The following is a 15,912-nucleotide window of genomic DNA, read 5'->3' on the forward strand; positions in this document are numbered from 1 at the left end:
TGTCGGCCGTGCCCAGCAGGACCACCCCCGCGCGCGCCGCGAAGAAGGCCGCGTCCCCGTCGCCGCACGACGTCGAGCCCGCGCCCGTCGTGCTGCTCACCGGTTCCGAGGACCACCTGGCGGACCGGGCGCTGACGGCGCTGCTGTCGCGGTTGCGCGAGCGCGACCCGTCCTTCGAGCGCACCGACGTCGCCGCCGCCGGCTACCAGAAGGGGCAGCTGGCGACCTGGACCTCCCCGTCGCTGTTCGGTGAGCAGTCCCTCGTCCTCGTCGAGGGCGTGGACGCCGCCACCGACGCGTTCGTGGAGGACGTGCTGGAGTACCTGGCGGCGCCCGCCGAGCACGTGGTGCTCGTGCTGCGCCACCGCGGCGGCAACCGCGCCCGCAAGGTGCTCGACGCCGGCCGCGCCGCGCCGGGCGCGGTGGAGGTGCCGTGCCAGCCGCTGAAGCGCGACCAGGAGAAGGTGGACCTGCTGCTGGGCGACGCCCGCCGCGCGCGCCGGCGCATCGACGTGGAGGCCGCCCGCGCCCTGGTCGCGGCGCTGGGCGGCGACCTCGGTGAGCTGTCCGCCGGCCTGGACCAGCTGCTCAACGACACCGAGGGCACCGTCACCGAGGCCGACGTGCACCGCTACCACTCCGGCCGCCGCGAGGCCACGGGCTTCGAGGTCGCGGACGCGGCGATCGCCGGGGACGCCGGCCGGGCGCTGGCGCTGGTGCGGCACGCGGAGGCCACCGGGGTGCCGCCGGTCGTGGTGGTCGCGGCGCTGGCCTCGCGCCTGCGGCAGCTGGCGAAGGTCGCCGCCACCCGTGGCCGCGGTGCCGACGTCGCGCGCGACCTGGGCATGGCGCCGTGGCTGGTGGACAAGGTGCGCAGGGAGGTGCAGGGGATGTCCGCGGAGCGGATGGCCGAGGCGATCCTCGCGGTCGCCGCGGCCGACCACGCCGTCAAGGGCGGCGGGCTGGACGGCGCGTTCGCCCTGGAGCGCGCCGTCCAGGTCACCGCGGCGGCCCGGGAGCGCTGAACCGGCCGTCGGCGTGGCCGTGCGCGCCGGCCCGGGACGGCGAAGGGCCGGCCCCCTGGGGGACCGGCCCTTCGTGGTGAGCTGGTGCTCAGGCGGCGGTGCCGACCTTCGCGGCGGCCTTCGCGATGGCCGACTTGCGGTTCGCGGCCTGGTTCTTGTGGATCACGCCCTTGCTGACGGCCTTGTCCAGCTTGCGGCTGGCGTGCTTCAGCGCGGCGGCGGTCTTCTCGGCGTCACCGGCGGTGGCGGCCTCGCGGAGGGCGCGGACGGCGGTGCGCAGCTCCGACTTCACGGCCTTGTTGCGCAGGCGCGCCTTCTCGGCGGTGAGGATGCGCTTCTTCTGGGACTTGATGTTCGCCACGGGGCGTCCGTCTCCTTGCGATCGAGCTGTTCGGTGTCAGAGGGCGGCCGGGACACCTGGACTCCGGCGTGGGGGACCGGGGGTGAGGGTGACCGTCCGTGACCTCCGCACGAGGAGGCGAAGGCGTCGTCCAGGGTAGCAGGGGAGGGGGGAGCGCCCGGACGGTGCGTTCCGCCGCTGCGGTCAGGGCGCGCGGGGGGGCTGGCCCGCCGCGGCCTGCAGGGCACCTGCGGCCCGGACGACGCGGAACCACGCGACGAGGGACACGACGAGGCCGGCGAACCCGAGCAGGTGCAGCAGCCCGGTGGCCGACGCCTCGCCCGGGTCGAGCGGCGCGGTGGCCCGCCGGGCCGCCGCGCTGACGGCGAACTGCCCGACCAGCCACCCCGCCCACCACGGGGCCAGAGGGGGGCGCCGGACCCGGTCCCGGTGGGGCGTCGCCGCGGCGGCCGACGCGTCCAGGGCGTCCCGGACCACCTGGTAGGGGAACCAGAACGAGACCACCGGGACGAACCACCCCGCCCAGGCCCACACCGGGTTGCGCGCGTGGTGGTGGCTGGGGGCCAGCAGTTCCGAGTTGCGCCGCACCCGCGTCAGCCAGAGGCAGGTGACGACGAAGGCGGCCAGCCACACGAGGCTCGTCAGGGCCGTGAGGACGTCGTACGGCGTGAGCGGGGCGCCCGGGGTGTGCCCGAACCCCGCGAGCGCGGTGATCCCCTCGCCGGCGGTGACGGCCACCGCCAGCGCGAGCGCGGCCGTGCCCAGGCCCTGGACGGGCCGCAGGTGGGGTGGGCCGGCCGGTGGGTGCGCGGGGGCGGGGTGCTGCGCCGAGCGGTCCGGGTCCTCGCCGGACGCCGGCTGCGCGGGTGGTGGTCCGGTCACCGTTCCTCCTCGACTCGGGGATCACCACGCTAGGTGATCGACGGTCGACGGTGATGGAGGGCGCGTGCTGTCAGACGTGGTTGACGCCAGCCCTCTTGTCAGCCCAGGCTGACGCCGTGGACCTGGAACGGGTGGAAGCCGCAGCCGGTGCCGCCGATTCCCGCGAAGGGCTGCGCACGGCGCTGGCGCTGCGCCGGCTGGCCGAGCGCCTGGAGGCGCTGCACGTGGCCCGGGCGCGCGAGCAGGGGATGTCGTGGGCGGAGATCGCCGTGGAGCTGCAGGTGACGCGCCAGACGGTCCACAAGAAGCACGGCCGCACGAGCGGGCCGGGGCGCTGGGACACCGGACAGGACACCGGCCCGGGTGCGGGGCGGGACGACGAGAGGTGACGCGGGTGCTGATCTACGACGACTCCTTCGGGGCGGTGATGGCCGCCAGCCAGCGGGAGGCCACGGAACTGGGGGCCGACGCCTACGGGTCGGAGCACGTGCTGCTGGGCCTGCTGGGCGCGGCCGGTCCGCTGACCGAGCAGGTGCAGCGCGCCGAACCGGCGCTGACCGCGGGGGCGGTGCGTGCCGCCGTCCAGCGCGGCGCCGACGACGCCGTGCACCTGCAGCGGCTCGGCGTCGACGCGGAGCAGCTCCTCGCGCCGGCCCCCGGCGAGACGCCCTCCCGGCAGCACCCGACGCCGCGCAACCGCCACACCCCCGAGTGGCAGCGGGCGCTCGCCTCGGCGTCGGTGAAGCTGGACCGGCTGCAGAAGTCCGGCGCGCTGCCGCGTCAGCGGAAGGTGACCTCGGCGGTGCTGTGGCTGGCGGTGCTGGAGCCGGGCACCCGGGCGTACCGGCTGCTGGCGGCGGTGGACGTGGACGCCGAGCGGGTGCGCGACGCGGTGCTGGGCGCTCTCGCCGGTGCCGGTGCGGCGGCGCCTCCCTGGCCCGAGCAGGCGCGGGCGGGGTTGCTGACCCGGCTGGTGCAGCGCGCCCTCGCCCGTGTGAACACCGCCGGCTGAACGCGCGCCCCGACCGGGGCGGAGCCTGCCTGCGCCGGCTGCCCGTCTGCGCTGGCGGCCCGCCCGTGCGTGCGGCATCGTCCGACGCCGCGACAGACGGATCACCGACGCACCGACCGGGAGCCCCCGTGCACCACCTCCACGACACCTACGCCGTCCTCGGCGTGGCCGGCGTCGTGCTCGCCCTGGCCAGCCGCCGCGTGCGCCGCTGGCCGGTCAGCGAGCCGCTCGTGGCCCTCCTGCTCGGCGTCGCCCTCGGCCCCCTCCTGCTGGGGGTGGTGGACCTGCCCGCGCACGAGCGCGACCTGCTCCTGCTGGAGGGCTCGCGCCTGCTGCTGGCGTGGTCCGTGATGGCGGCGGCGCTGCGCTTCCCCGCCCGCGACCTGCGCCCGCTGGTGCGCCCGACGGTGCTGCTGCTCGTCGTGGTGATGCCCCTGGCGGCCGTGCTGGGCGGTGCGTCGGCGCTGCTGGTCGGCCTGCCGGTGGCGGCGGCGTTCCTGGTGGGGGCGGTGCTGTGCCCGACCGACCCGGTGCTGGCCGCCTCCGTGGTCTCCGGCGACCTCGCGGAGAAGACCCTGCCGGCCCGGCTGCGGCAGGTGCTGACGCTGGAGAGCGGCGCCAACGACGGTCTCGCGCTGCCGCTGGTGGCGCTCGCGCTGGCGGCGGTGCTGCCGCAGGAGACGCTCGGCGGGGCCGTGGCGGGCCTGCTGCAGGAGGTGCTGGTGGGCGCGGTCGTGGGGCTCGCGGCCGGCTGGCTGGCCGGCAGGGGGCTGCACCTGGCCTCCGCCCGGGAGGACCTCGGGAACGGCCCGCGGCTGGTGTTCACGCTGCTGCTGGCCGTGGCGGTCCTCGGGGTCGCGCGCGTGCTGGGCGGCGACGGGGTGCTGGCCGCGTTCGTCGCGGGGCTGGCGTACAACCGCCTGGTTCCCGACAGCGACCGCAGCCCGCAGGACGCCGTCGACGAGGCCGTCAACCGCTACGCGGTGCTGCCGCTGTTCCTGGTGCTGGGGGCGGTGCTGCCGTGGTCGGGGTGGGTGGACCTGGGGCCGGGCGCGATCGCGTTCGCGGTGCTCGTGCTGCTGGTGCGCCGGCTGCCGGTGGTGCTGGCCGCGGCCCGGCCGCTGGGGTTGCGAGGGCGGGACGCGGTCTTCGCCGGCTGGTTCGGCCCGATGGGCGTCAGCGCCGTGTTCTACCTGGCGCACAGCCTGCACCGAGGGGTCGACGACCCGCGGGTCTTCGCGGCGGGCACGCTGGCCATCGCCGTCAGCGTCGTGGCGTTCGGGGTGAGCGCGTCCCCGCTGACCCGGCTGTACGGCGACCGGGCGCGCTGAGGCCCGCGCGCGGCGCCGCCTGCGGCACCGCGTGCGACGATGGGGGCCCACGACCGTGCCGACGAGAGGTGCCCCCCGCCCGTGTCCCCGATGGCCGCGAACGCCCCGGCTCCCTCCTCCACGCCGCCGGAGCTGCTGCGCAACTTCTGCATCATCGCCCACATCGACCACGGCAAGTCGACGCTGGCGGACCGCATGCTGCAGCTGACGGGCGTCGTGGACGAGCGCGCCATGCGGGCGCAGTACCTGGACCGCATGGACATCGAGCGCGAGCGCGGCATCACCATCAAGTCGCAGGCCGTGCGCATGCCGTGGGGCATCGACGGCACCGACTACGCCCTGAACATGATCGACACCCCCGGGCACGTGGACTTCACCTACGAGGTGTCCCGCTCGCTGGCGGCGTGCGAGGGCGCGGTGCTGCTCGTCGACGCCGCGCAGGGCATCGAGGCGCAGACCCTGGCGAACCTCTACCTCGCCATGGAGAACGACCTGACGATCATCCCGGTGCTGAACAAGATCGACCTGCCGGCGGCGCAGCCGGAGAAGTTCGCCGAGGAGCTCGCCGGTCTCATCGGGTGCCAGCCGGAGGACTGCCTGCGGGTGTCGGGCAAGACCGGTGCCGGTGTGCCGGTGCTGCTGGACGAGATCGTCAAGCAGATCCCGCCGCCGGTGGGCGACCCGGACGCCCCCGCCCGGGCGATGATCTTCGACTCGGTCTACGACACCTACCGCGGTGTCGTGACCTACGTCCGCGTCATCGACGGGAAGCTGTCCCCGCGCGAGCGCATCGCGATGATGTCGACGAAGGCCACCCACGAACTGCTCGAGATCGGGGTCTCCTCGCCCGAGCCGACCCCGTCGCAGGGGCTGGGGGTCGGTGAGGTCGGCTACCTCATCACCGGGGTGAAGGACGTCCGGCAGTCCAAGGTCGGTGACACCGTCACCAACGCTGCGAAGCCGTCGGCGGAGGCCCTCGGCGGCTACCGCGACCCCAAGCCGATGGTGTTCTCCGGGTTGTACCCGATCGACGGGTCCGACTACCCGGTGCTGCGCGAGGCGCTGGACAAGCTCAAGCTCAACGACGCCGCCCTGGTCTACGAACCGGAGACGTCGGCGGCGCTGGGGTTCGGTTTCCGCATCGGCTTCCTCGGCCTGCTGCACCTGGAGATCGTGCGTGAGCGGCTGGAGCGGGAGTTCAACCTCGACCTCATCTCCACCGCCCCCAGCGTCGTCTACGAGGTGACGATGGAGGACCGGAAGGTCATCACCGTCACCAACCCCTCGGAGTTCCCCGGCGGCAAGGTGGCCGAGATCCGCGAGCCCGTCGTGAAGGCGACCGTCCTGGCGCCCAGCGAGTTCATCGGCGCGGTCATGGAACTGTGCCAGCAGCGCCGTGGCGACCTGCAGGGCATGGACTACCTGTCCGAGGACCGGGTGGAGATGCGCTACCGGTTGCCGCTGGCGGAGATCGTCTTCGACTTCTTCGACCAGCTGAAGTCGCGCACCCGCGGGTACGCCTCCCTGGACTACGACGTCGACGGCGACCAGGTCGCCGACCTCGTGAAGGTCGACGTCCTGCTCCAGGGCGAGCAGGTCGACGCCTTCAGCGCGATCGTGCACAAGGACAAGGCGTACGCCTACGGCGTGATGATGGCCGGCAAGCTCAAGGAGCTCATCCCGCGCCAGCAGTTCGAGGTGCCGATCCAGGCGGCGGTGGGCGCGCGCATCATCGCCCGCGAGAACGTCCGCGCCATCCGCAAGGACGTCCTGGCCAAGTGCTACGGCGGTGACATCACCCGCAAGCGCAAGCTGCTGGAGAAGCAGAAGGAGGGCAAGAAGCGCATGAAGATGGTGGGACGCGTCGAGGTCCCCCAGGAGGCGTTCATCGCCGCGCTGTCCTCCGACGCCGCCGGCGACAAGGCCAAGGAGAAGGCGAAGAAGTAGGCCGCCCGGAGCCCGCGGGCCGGCGCGGAGCCCGCAGGCCCCGCGCCGGCCGGTGGCCCGCCTAGCGGTCCCCGGCTGCGGCCCCGGCGCGCTCCACGACCCGCAGCACCGCGTCGGCGAGGACGTCGGGGCGGTCGACGGGCACGAAGTGGTTCGCGTCGGGCACCGGCGTGAACCGCGCACCGGGGATCTCGCGCGCCAGGCGCTCGCCGTAGCGGGGCTTCATCTGCCCGTCGAGCAGGCCCCAGACGACCTCCACGGGCATCGCCAGGCGCGGCAGGAACGGCGCGACGGTCTGCGTGTAGACGGAGTCCGCGGAGCGCAGGTGCCGGGCCAGGCGCCGCCCGCCGCCCGGCTCCAGCCAGGGGGCGACGAAGCGGTCCACGGCGTCACCGGCGCGGTCCTGGTGGGCGAACAGCGGTCGCAGCGAGGTGCGCAGCACCTTCTCCAGCGCGGGCGCGGGCAGGCGCTCCAGGACCGGCCACGCCAGCTTCAGGGCCTTGATGCCGGGCACGGGCCAGCCGTCGTAGCAGACGCCGTCGGCGATGACGGCGCCCGCGACCCGCTGCGGGTTGGTCGTCGCCAGGATCTGCGTGACGCCGCCGCCGAGGTCGTGACCGGCCACGACGGCGCGCTCCTCACCCAGGGCGTCGAGCAGGTCGACGAGCGCGGAGGCCTGCGAGGCGATGTCCACCCCCGTGCCCTCGGGGGCGGCGGAGCCGCCGTAGCCGAGCATGTCCACGGCCACCACGCGCGCGTGCTCGTGCAGGCGCGGCACCACGTCCCACCACAGGGTGTGGTTGGTGGGGATGCCGTGCACGAGCAGCACGAGGGGGCCGGAGTCCCCGGCGCGCCACAGGTGCCGCGGGCGCCCGGCGACGTCGATGGTCTCAGTTCGTCCGACGGGGTGGTCCACGCCCCCAGGGTGCCGAGACCGGCGCGCCGCGGCACCTCGAGACCCGTCCGGTGCGCGTCGGCGGGACGTCAACCCTCGAAACCCGCGCTGGCCGTCACGGTGCCCGGCGGCACCTCGGTGAAGCCGCCGTCGCGCACGTCGACGCGCTCACCGGCGCCCAGCACCGGTGCCCCCGTCAGCACCCGGACGCCGAGGCCGCCCAGCGCCCACGGCGCGGTCAGCGCGGCGGGCAGCAGCTCCCACGCCAGCTGCGCGGCGTGCCCCACCTGCGCGGCGGCCTTGCCGGTGCTCATCCGCACGCCGGGGTGCAGCCGGATCGTCAGCAGGCCGGGGGCGGTGGGCGGGGTGGGGGAGTCGTCGGGGTCGGTCAGGTCCAGCCCGCCGACCTGCAGGGGAGCCAGCAGCGGCGGGACGTCGTCGCGCGGGTGCGGGGCGAAGGCGCGCACCACGGCGTCGCCGCTGCGCGCCTCCACGTGCGGCAGCTGCGCGGTGCGCTCCCACCGCACCCCGCGCGCCCGGCGGGTGATCTTGCGGATGCGCTGCCCGCGCCAGGCGGCCACGGCGTCGTGGAACTCCCCGCCCGGGACGGTGGTGCGCTCGTCCGTCAGCAGCAGCACCACCGCGCGCGCCGCCGCGACGAGCACGTCGGTGTGCGCCGGCGCCGGGTCGCGCTCGACGCGGGCGACGAGCGAGAGCGACCACGGCTCGTCCTCGCCGGGCAGGGTCCACGGGGTGTTCTCCGGCTGCGCCACGACCGGCACGCTACCGGCGCGTCACCGGGTTCAGGCCGTGCGCCGACGCCGCGCGGTGACCAGCTCGAACACGGCGTAGGCGGCCAGGCCCAGCGCCACGACCGTCAGCATCACCGTGCCGTACGGCTGCGAGGCGATCTCGTGGAACGCCGCGTCCAGGCCCCGCGCCCTCGCGGTGTCGCCACGGGCGGAGAGCACCACCAGCACGCCGAGCACCCCGAACGCGACGCCGCGCGCCACCCAGCCCGCGACGCCCAGCGCCGTCAGGGCCGGCGACAGCGTGCCCTCCACCTTGTCCTCGAACTTCTTCATCAGCCCGCGCACCGCCAGGCCGACGCCGACACCGGCGATGACCAGGCCGACCACCACGACGAGCACCGCACCGCCCGGGGCCTCCAGCACCCGCTGGGTGAGCGTCTGCTGCTGCTGCCCGGACGAGGAGCCGCCGCCGAACAGGAACCGCGCGCTGGACACGCCCAGCGCCGCGGCGACCACGGCCTTGACGACGGCCTTGACGCGCTTCGCGGCTCCGTCGGCGGCCACCGCGGCGAAGACCTGCCAGACGACCATCGCCGCGAAGCCCAGCGTCAGCAGCGCCAGCAGCACCTGGCCGAACGGCTGAGCCGCGATGCGGGACATCGCGCCGGAGGTGTCGGCGCTGGTGGGCGCGGTGCCGAACGCGATCTGCAGCGCCAGCCACGCCACCAGCAGGTACACGACCCCCTCGGCGACGACGCCCGCGCGGCCGACCCGCTTCACGGTGGTCTCGTGGCGCTCGGCGAAGCGCTCCCCCTGGCGGGCGGTCTCCTTGACGTCGTTCCCGGACATGCGCACATGGTGGGACCGCGCACGTCGCCCCGCACCCCGGCGGGGCGGGGGCGGTGCTCCGTCGGGGTGACACTGGGGGGGTGCCCAGCTCCCTGCCCGACGGCGAGACCGTCCCCACCGACGGCTCCCTGCCGTCCGCCGCCCTCGCGGGCGCCGCGGAGCGCACCTTCGGGGTGTACCTGCACGTGCCGTTCTGCGCCGTGCGCTGCGGCTACTGCGACTTCAACACCTACACCGCCACCGAGCTGGGCGGTGGCGGTTCGCAGGCCGCCTACGCCGGTACCGCCGCCGCCGAGGTCGCCCTCGCCGCCCGCGTCCTGGGCCCGGCCGCGCGCCCCGCCTCCACGGTGTTCTTCGGCGGCGGCACGCCCACGCTGCTGCCCGCCGCGGACCTGGCCGCGATGCTCGGCGCGGTGCGCGAGCGCTTCGGCCTGGAACCGGGCGCGGAGGTGACCACCGAGGCCAACCCGGACTCCGTCACCCCCGAGGCGCTGGCGGTGCTGGCGGCGGCCGGGTTCACCCGCGTCTCCTTCGGCGTGCAGTCCGCGGTGCCGCACGTGCTGGCGGTGCTGGACCGCACCCACGACCCGCGCCGCGTGCCCGACGCGGTGCGCTGGGCGCGCGAGGCCGGTCTCGACGTCAGCCTGGACCTCATCTACGGCACGCCGGGGGAGTCCGCGGACGACCTGCGCCGCAGCCTGGACGAGGCGCTGGCGTGCGAGCCGGACCACGTCTCGGCGTACGCGCTCATCGTCGAGGAGGGCACCCGGCTGGCCGCCCGCATCCGCCGCGGCGAGGTGCCGGCGCCCGAGGACGACGACGAGGCCGAGAAGTACGAGATCGTCGACGACGCGCTCGGCGCCGCGGGGTTCTCCTGGTACGAGGTGAGCAACTGGGCGCGGAAGGCCGAGCACGCCTGCCGGCACAACCTCGCCTACTGGCGCGGCGGCGACTGGTGGGGGATCGGCCCCGGCGCGCACAGCCACGTCGGCGGGGTGCGCTGGTGGAACGTCAAGCACCCCACCGCCTACGCGGGTCGCCTGGGGCGCGGCGAGAGCCCCGCCCACGCCCGCGAGGTGCTCTCCGGCGAGGACCGGCGCACCGAGGACGTGCTGCTGCGCTCGCGGCTGGCGGAGGGGTTCGACCCGGCGTGGTGGGGGGCGGTCGCGGTGGCGGCGGTGCCGGGGCTGCTGGCCGACGGGCTGGTCGAGCCCCTCGGTGACGGGCGGTGGGCGCTGACGCGGCGCGGCCGGCTGCTGGCCGACGCCGTGGTGCGCGCCCTGCTCGGCTGAACCCCTGCCCCGCCCCCCGGGTGGGCTAGGTTCGCGACGTGCGCCTGGGAGTGAACCTCGGTTACCTGACCGGCGGTGACGCGGCAGCGGCGGCCGCGGACACCCTGGCGCTGGTGCGCGCGGCGGAGGACGCCGGTTGCGACAGCGCGTGGGTCGCCGAGGCGTACGGCTCCGACGCCGTCAGCGTCCTGGGCTGGCTGGCGGCGCAGACCTCGCGCATCGCGCTGGGCTCGGCGGTCCTGCAGGTGCCCGCCCGCGCGCCCGCGGCCACCGCGATGGCCGCCGCCACCCTCGACGTCCTCTCCGGAGGCAGGTTCCGCCTCGGCCTGGGCGTCTCGGGTCCTCAGGTCTCGGAGGGCTGGTACGGGCAGCGGTTCGCCGCGCCGCTGGCGCGCACCCGCGAGCACGTCGCGGTCGTCCGCGAGGTCCTGGCGCGCCGGGTGGTGCGCCACGAGGGCGAGCACGTGCGGCTGCCGCTGCCGGACGGGCCGGGGGTGCCGCTGCGGCTGATGCTGCCCGAGCCCCGGCCGGACCTGCCGATCTACCTGGCCGCCGTCGGGCCGCGCAACGTCGAGCTCGCCGGGGAGGTCGCCGACGGGTGGCTGCCGGTGTTCCTGGCCCCCGAGTCGTGCGGGGAGCAGTTCGCGCAGCTGGCCGCCGGCCGGGCGCGGCGCGCCGAACCGCCGGTGGGGGAGTTCGACGTGTGCGCCTCGGTGCCGGTGCTCGTCACCGACGCCACCGGCGAGGAGCGGCTGGCGGCCGAGGCGCCGGTGCGCCGGCACGTCGCCCTGTACCTGGGCGGGATGGGGTCGCGCTCGCAGAACTTCTACGCCTCCCTCGCCCGCCGCCTGGGGTTCTCCGACGCCGTCGACGAGGTGCAGGAGAGGTTCCTGGCCGGCGACCACCGCGCGGCCGCCGCCGCCGTGCCGGCCGGTTTCCTGGAGGCCACCTGCCTCGTGGGGCCGGCGGCGGGCCTGCGCGCGCGCCTGGACGACTACGCGCGCGCCGGCGTCACCACCCTGGCCCTGGTGCCGCAGGCGCCCGTGCTCGCCGACCGGGTGGCGGCGGTGCGGGCGCTGGCGGCCTGAGCGCTCAGCGCACCAGGCGCAGGGTCAGCGGGTAGCGGTAGGCGCGGCCGGAGTTCGCCGCGACGGCGGCCAGGACCCCGAAGACGGACGCCCCGACGACCAGCAGCACGGGCAGGGCGAACAGGGGGGCGGCCAGCCCCAGCGTCACGACGGTCAGCACGGTGGCGGCCGCGCTGAGGGCGAGGACGTAGATCAGCAGCGAGATGCTCGCGTTGAGCGCCTCGGCGGCGTGCTCGCGCACGAACCGGCTGCGGTCCTTGAAGACGAGGAAGACCACCAGGGGGGCGATCACCGGCAGGCTGATCCACACGAGCAGCGTGCCCACGTGGGCGAGCACGCTCCAGGTGCGCTCGTCCTGCACGGACACCGGCGGCTTCTGCTGCCACTGCGGCGGCCGGCCGGGACCCTGCTGGTGCGGCCACTGCTGACCGTGCTGCTGCGCCGCCTCCTGCTCGGGCTGCCAGCCCGGGCGCCACCCGGGCGTCCAGCCGGGCTGCTGCTCCCCGCCGGCGCCGGGGGCGTGCGGGTCCTTCGTGAAGTCCGGGCGGGGCGGCTGGTGCGGGTCGCTCACGGTGGCCTCCTGGGGCGTCGCCGGGGTTCGGGTTCGCGTCGATCCTCCCGCGCGGGCGGGCCGGGTGTCGTCCCCCCGCGGGGTGGTCCCGGGTGCGACGAGGGGAGGAGGCGGGCGCCTCAGCGGTCCGCCGCGTCCGCGGTCACGAAGTCCACCAGCTCCTCCACCCGGCCCAGCAGCGCCGGTTCCAGGTCGGCGTAGCTGCGCACGGTGCCCAGGATCCGCTTCCACCCGTGCGCGACGTCGGCCTGCGTGGCGTGCGGCCAGCCCAGCTCCGCGAGGATCCCGTGCTTCCAGGAGGTGCCGCGCGGGACCACCGGCCAGCGCTCCCACCCGAGGCGCTGGGGCCGCACCGCCTGCCACACGTCGACGAACGGGTGCCCGACCACCAGGACGTGGGGGTTCGCCCCCACCTGCGCCACGATCCGCGACTCCTTCGACCCGGGCACGAGGTGGTCGACGAGCACCCCGATGCGCCGGCCCGGGCGCGGGCCGAAGGAGCGCACCGCGGCGTCGAGGTCGTCGACGCCGTCGAGCATCTCCACGACGACGCCCTCGACCCGCAGGTCGTCGCCCCAGACCTTCTCCACCAGCTCGGCGTCGTGGCGCCCCTCGACGAGGATCCGGGAGGCGCGCGCGGTGCGGGCGCTCGCGCCGGCCACCGCGACCGAGCCGCTGGCGGTGCGGGCGGGGCCGGTGGGCGCGGCCGCGGCGCGCGGGGGCACCAGCTTCACCGGCTGCCCGTCCACCCAGAAGCCGGGGCCCAGCGGGAAGGTGCGGGTGCGGCCCTTCGCGTCCTCCAGGACGACCACGTGCACGCCGCCGCTCTTCTCCACGCGCACCACCGCGCCCACCCAGCCGGTCTCCACGTCCTCGACGACGAGTCCGCGCGCGGCGGGTTCCTCGCGGTGCGTCGGCCGCTGCGGGTGCGGGTTCGCGGACAGCACGTCGGTGCCGTAGCGGTCGCTGGACGGGTGCCTGGGGCTCACCCGCGGCACGCTAACGACCGGTGCGGGCGGCGCGGTGGAGGCGCGCTCGGCGTAGACTTGGCACTCGGGTTCGGCGAGTGCCAGGCAGTGGACGAGTGCCAGGCAGTGGAGGGGACGGAGGTGGGTGTGAGCGACGACCGCAGGCTCGCGGTGCTGCGCGCCATCGTGGAGGACTACGTCTCGACCCACGAGCCCGTGGGGTCCCGGGCGCTGGTGGAGCGCCACCGCCTCGGCGTGTCACCCGCGACGATCCGCAACGACATGGCGGTGCTGGAGGAGGAGGGGTACATCGCCCAGCCGCACACCAGCGCCGGGCGCATCCCCACCGACAAGGGCTACCGCCTGTTCGTGGACCGCCTCGCCAACCTCAAGCCCATGTCGCCCGCCGAGCGGCGCGCCATCCAGGCCTTCCTCGACGGCGCCGTCGACCTCGACGACGTCGTGGACCGCACGGTGCGGCTGCTGGCGCAGATCACCCGCCAGGCCGCCGTCGTGCAGTACCCGTCCCTCTCGCGCGCCGCGGTGCGGCACGTGGAGGTCGTGCCGGTCGGCGGGCGCAGCGCGCTGCTGGTGCTCATCACGGACACCGGCCGCGTGGAGCAGCGCGTCGTGCAGGTGCGCTCCGCCGGGGACCTGGACGCGCTGCCCGAGCAGCTGGCCGCGCTGCGCGACCGCGTCAACGCCGCCGTGGCCGGCAAGCGGCTGAAGCAGGCCCGCGAGGAGCTGACGGCCGTCGTCCAGGCCAGCGAGCCGGGCCAGACGGCGGTGGCCGCGGAGGTCGTCGCCGCCCTCGGCGAGTGCCTGACCGCGGGGCTGGAGGAACGCGTGGTGATCGCCGGCACCGCCAACCTCGTGCGCTCCGGCGCCGACCTCTCCGCCAGCCTGGGCAGCGTGCTGGAAGCGCTGGAGGAGCACGTGGTGCTGCTGCGGCTGGTGCAGGAGATGGCCGAGGAGGGCGTCACCGACCGCGGTGCCCTCAGCGTGCGCATCGGCGCGGAGAACCTGCACCTGGGGCTGCCCGAGACGTCCGTGGTGACCAGCGGCTACGGCGAGGGGGAGGTGCTGGCGCGCTTGGGCGTGCTGGGCCCGACCCGCATGGACTACCCGACGACGATGGCGGCGGTGCGGGCGGTCTCCCGCTACGTGTCGCGCATCCTGTCCCAGTGACCGACCGGACGAACCACCGAACGGGAGACCTGAGCACCTCGTGAGCGACTACTACGACGTCCTGGGCGTCAGCAGGGACGCCTCGGCGGAGGACATCAAGCGCGCCTACCGCAAGCTGGCGCGCAAGCTCCACCCCGACGTCACCTCCGACCCGGACGCGGGGGACAGGTTCAAGGAGGTCTCCCAGGCCTACGAGACGCTGTCCAACCCGGACAAGCGCGCCCAGTACGACCGCGGCGGCGCGCCCGGCGCGGCCGGCGGCTTCGGGCAGGGCTTCGGCTTCTCCGACATCATGGACGCCTTCTTCGGCCAGAGCGGCGCCGGCGGCGGCCGCGGGCCGGTCAGCCGCACCCAGCGCGGCCAGGACGCCCTCATCCGCGTCGACGTGGACCTCGCCGAGGCCGCCTTCGGCGGCGAGCGGCAGATCCAGGTCGACACCGCCGTGCTGTGCCCCACGTGCAAGGGCACCTGCTGCCAGCCGGGCACCCAGCCGGCCACCTGCGACATCTGCGGCGGCCAGGGCTCGGTGCAGCGCGTGGTGCGCTCCCTGCTGGGGCAGGTCATGACCAGCCAGCCGTGCCCCACCTGCCACGGCTTCGGCACCGTGCTGCCCAGCCCGTGCCTGGAGTGCTCCGGCGAGGGGCGGGTGCGCGCCCGACGGCCGCTGACCATCCGCATCCCCGCCGGCGTGGACACCGGCACCCGCATCCAGCTCGCCGCCCAGGGCGAGGTCGGCACCGCCGGCGGCCCGCCCGGCGACCTCTACGTGGAGATCCACGAGCGCCCGCACCCGGTCTTCACCCGCCGCGGTGACGACCTGCTGTGCACGCTGGAGGTCCCCATGACGGCCGCGGCGCTGGGGGCGTCGATCCCGCTGGAGACCCTCGACGGTGACGAGGAGGTCGAGGTGCGCCCCGGCGCGCAGGGCGGCGAGGTCGTCACCCTGAAGCAGAAGGGCGTCGAGCACCTGCGCTCGGCCGGCCGCGGCGACCTGCTGGTCACCCTGGAGGTCGTCACCCCGCGCGACCTCGACGAGGAGCAGGAGGAGCTGCTGCGCCGCCTGGCGGAGATCCGCGGCGAGGTGCGCCCGGCGGGCAAGCTGTCCCCGGCCCACCACGGCGTCTTCTCCAAGCTGCGCGAGCGCTTCGGCGGTCGCTGACGCCCGGCGCGCGCCCCTGCGGCAGGGTGGGGGCGTGCGCGCGAAGGTGTTCACCGCGTCGGTGGTGCTCTACGCCGCGGCCGTCGTCGTGGCGGCCCTGGTGCTGCCGGAGCGGGTACCCACCCACTTCGGCGGCAGCGGCGAGGCCGACGACTGGAGCAGCCGCGCCGAGGCGGTCGCGGTCTCCGCACTGATCGGCGCAGCTCTCGCGGCGCTCTTCGCGGCGCTGGCCGCCGGGGTGCGGCGCCTGCCGGTGGACGTGGTCAACGTGCCGAACGCCTGGTACTGGAGGGCGCCGGAGAACGAGGCCGAGCTGCGCCGGCGCGCCCTCGGCGACCTGTGGGCCGTCGGGACGGCGACGATGCTGCTGCTGACGGCCGTCGAGGGCGCGATCGTGCAGGTGGCGCTGACGGGCACCGGCCGGCTGCCGTGGTGGTTCTTCGCCGTCTTCGGGACCTGGCTCGCCGGCCTCCTGCTGTGGGCGCTGAGCCTGGGGTTCACCCGGTACCGCGTGCCGACGGGTGCCGGGCGCTGACCCGCACCCGCCGGCGGGTGCGGTGAGGACCCCCCGAGGGCCCTCACCGCACCGGTC

Annotated in this window: 17 protein-coding genes; 10 read left to right on the forward strand and 7 right to left on the reverse strand. The window is 75.7% G+C overall.

Annotated features, from left to right (window positions below; all coding sequences use genetic code 11):
* Nucleotides 1–8 precede the first annotated feature (8 nt).
* Nucleotides 9–1,025, forward strand: coding sequence for a DNA polymerase III subunit delta (gene holA / locus MN205_RS16555; protein ID WP_242129268.1), 1,017 nt, complete (start codon nucleotides 9–11; stop codon nucleotides 1,023–1,025).
* 88 nt (nucleotides 1,026–1,113) lie between these two features.
* Here holA and rpsT read toward each other — a convergent pair whose 3' ends face one another.
* Nucleotides 1,114–1,386, reverse strand: a complete 273-nt coding sequence (gene rpsT / locus MN205_RS16560) for a 30S ribosomal protein S20 (protein ID WP_242129269.1) — start codon at nucleotides 1,384–1,386, stop codon at nucleotides 1,114–1,116.
* A gap of 183 nt (nucleotides 1,387–1,569) precedes the next feature.
* On the reverse strand, nucleotides 1,570–2,268 hold the full coding sequence (locus tag MN205_RS16565) for a DUF4328 domain-containing protein (protein ID WP_242129270.1): 699 nt from the start codon (nucleotides 2,266–2,268) through the stop codon (nucleotides 1,570–1,572).
* Nucleotides 2,269–2,384: 116 nt separating this feature from the next.
* Here MN205_RS16565 and MN205_RS16570 point away from each other — a divergent pair, with 116 nt between their 5' ends.
* The 4 genes from MN205_RS16570 to lepA all read left to right on the forward strand — a co-directional run bounded on the left by MN205_RS16570 (nucleotide 2,385) and on the right by lepA (nucleotide 6,558).
* Nucleotides 2,385–2,657 carry a helix-turn-helix domain-containing protein gene (locus MN205_RS16570; RefSeq protein ID WP_242129272.1) on the forward strand — a complete coding sequence of 91 codons (273 nt, stop codon included), beginning with the start codon at nucleotides 2,385–2,387 and terminating at the stop codon, nucleotides 2,655–2,657.
* Between the two features lie 5 nt (nucleotides 2,658–2,662).
* Nucleotides 2,663–3,280, forward strand: a complete 618-nt coding sequence (locus MN205_RS16575; protein ID WP_242129274.1) for a Clp protease N-terminal domain-containing protein — start codon at nucleotides 2,663–2,665, stop codon at nucleotides 3,278–3,280.
* A gap of 128 nt (nucleotides 3,281–3,408) precedes the next feature.
* Nucleotides 3,409–4,611 carry a cation:proton antiporter gene (locus MN205_RS16580; RefSeq protein WP_242129276.1) on the forward strand — a complete coding sequence of 401 codons (1,203 nt, stop codon included), beginning with the start codon at nucleotides 3,409–3,411 and terminating at the stop codon, nucleotides 4,609–4,611.
* Between the two features lie 90 nt (nucleotides 4,612–4,701).
* Nucleotides 4,702–6,558: a translation elongation factor 4 gene (gene lepA / locus MN205_RS16585; protein WP_242129500.1), complete on the forward strand. Its 1,857-nt coding sequence runs from the start codon at nucleotides 4,702–4,704 to the stop codon at nucleotides 6,556–6,558.
* Between the two features lie 61 nt (nucleotides 6,559–6,619).
* Here the strand turns inward: lepA and MN205_RS16590 are convergent, their stop codons facing one another.
* The 3 genes from MN205_RS16590 to MN205_RS16600 form a co-directional block, all read right to left on the reverse strand.
* A complete protein-coding gene (locus tag MN205_RS16590) occupies nucleotides 6,620–7,474 on the reverse strand; it encodes an alpha/beta fold hydrolase (protein ID WP_242129278.1) in 855 nt (284 codons plus the stop codon).
* 68 nt (nucleotides 7,475–7,542) lie between these two features.
* The gene (locus MN205_RS16595; protein WP_242129280.1) at nucleotides 7,543–8,226 is read right to left on the reverse strand and encodes a hypothetical protein; all 684 of its coding nucleotides are present in this window, start codon (nucleotides 8,224–8,226) and stop codon (nucleotides 7,543–7,545) included.
* Nucleotides 8,227–8,256: 30 nt separating this feature from the next.
* The gene (locus MN205_RS16600; RefSeq protein ID WP_242129282.1) at nucleotides 8,257–9,054 is read right to left on the reverse strand and encodes a DUF1206 domain-containing protein; all 798 of its coding nucleotides are present in this window, start codon (nucleotides 9,052–9,054) and stop codon (nucleotides 8,257–8,259) included.
* Between the two features lie 80 nt (nucleotides 9,055–9,134).
* Here MN205_RS16600 and hemW point away from each other — a divergent pair, with 80 nt between their 5' ends.
* Nucleotides 9,135–10,346 carry a radical SAM family heme chaperone HemW gene (hemW, locus tag MN205_RS16605; protein WP_242129284.1) on the forward strand — a complete coding sequence of 404 codons (1,212 nt, stop codon included), beginning with the start codon at nucleotides 9,135–9,137 and terminating at the stop codon, nucleotides 10,344–10,346.
* Between the two features lie 38 nt (nucleotides 10,347–10,384).
* Nucleotides 10,385–11,434 carry an LLM class F420-dependent oxidoreductase gene (locus tag MN205_RS16610; RefSeq protein ID WP_242129287.1) on the forward strand — a complete coding sequence of 350 codons (1,050 nt, stop codon included), beginning with the start codon at nucleotides 10,385–10,387 and terminating at the stop codon, nucleotides 11,432–11,434.
* A gap of 4 nt (nucleotides 11,435–11,438) precedes the next feature.
* Here the strand turns inward: MN205_RS16610 and MN205_RS16615 are convergent, their stop codons facing one another.
* Together MN205_RS16615 and MN205_RS16620 are read right to left on the reverse strand one after the other, a co-directional pair.
* Nucleotides 11,439–12,005, reverse strand: a complete 567-nt coding sequence (locus MN205_RS16615) for a DUF4870 domain-containing protein (RefSeq protein WP_242129289.1) — start codon at nucleotides 12,003–12,005, stop codon at nucleotides 11,439–11,441.
* Nucleotides 12,006–12,124: 119 nt separating this feature from the next.
* Nucleotides 12,125–12,994 carry a DUF3097 domain-containing protein gene (locus MN205_RS16620; RefSeq protein ID WP_242129291.1) on the reverse strand — a complete coding sequence of 290 codons (870 nt, stop codon included), beginning with the start codon at nucleotides 12,992–12,994 and terminating at the stop codon, nucleotides 12,125–12,127.
* Nucleotides 12,995–13,120: 126 nt separating this feature from the next.
* On the opposite strand from MN205_RS16620, the gene hrcA reads away from it, so the two are divergent.
* Genes hrcA through MN205_RS16635 form a run of 3 tightly spaced genes read left to right on the forward strand, consistent with a single transcriptional unit; the run spans nucleotide 13,121 to nucleotide 15,855 of the window.
* On the forward strand, nucleotides 13,121–14,161 hold the full coding sequence (gene hrcA / locus MN205_RS16625; RefSeq protein ID WP_242129293.1) for a heat-inducible transcriptional repressor HrcA: 1,041 nt from the start codon (nucleotides 13,121–13,123) through the stop codon (nucleotides 14,159–14,161).
* A 40-nt stretch (nucleotides 14,162–14,201) separates the two neighbouring features.
* Complete coding sequence (gene dnaJ, locus MN205_RS16630; protein ID WP_242129295.1) at nucleotides 14,202–15,320, forward strand: molecular chaperone DnaJ; 1,119 nt, start codon at nucleotides 14,202–14,204, stop codon at nucleotides 15,318–15,320.
* A gap of 34 nt (nucleotides 15,321–15,354) precedes the next feature.
* Nucleotides 15,355–15,855: a DUF1648 domain-containing protein gene (locus MN205_RS16635; protein WP_242129298.1), complete on the forward strand. Its 501-nt coding sequence runs from the start codon at nucleotides 15,355–15,357 to the stop codon at nucleotides 15,853–15,855.
* Nucleotides 15,856–15,912: the final 57 nt, after the last annotated feature.

Source organism: Kineococcus sp. TRM81007, assembly GCF_022669155.1.
In the GTDB taxonomy this organism is placed as follows: Bacteria; Actinomycetota; Actinomycetes; order Actinomycetales; family Kineococcaceae; genus Kineococcus.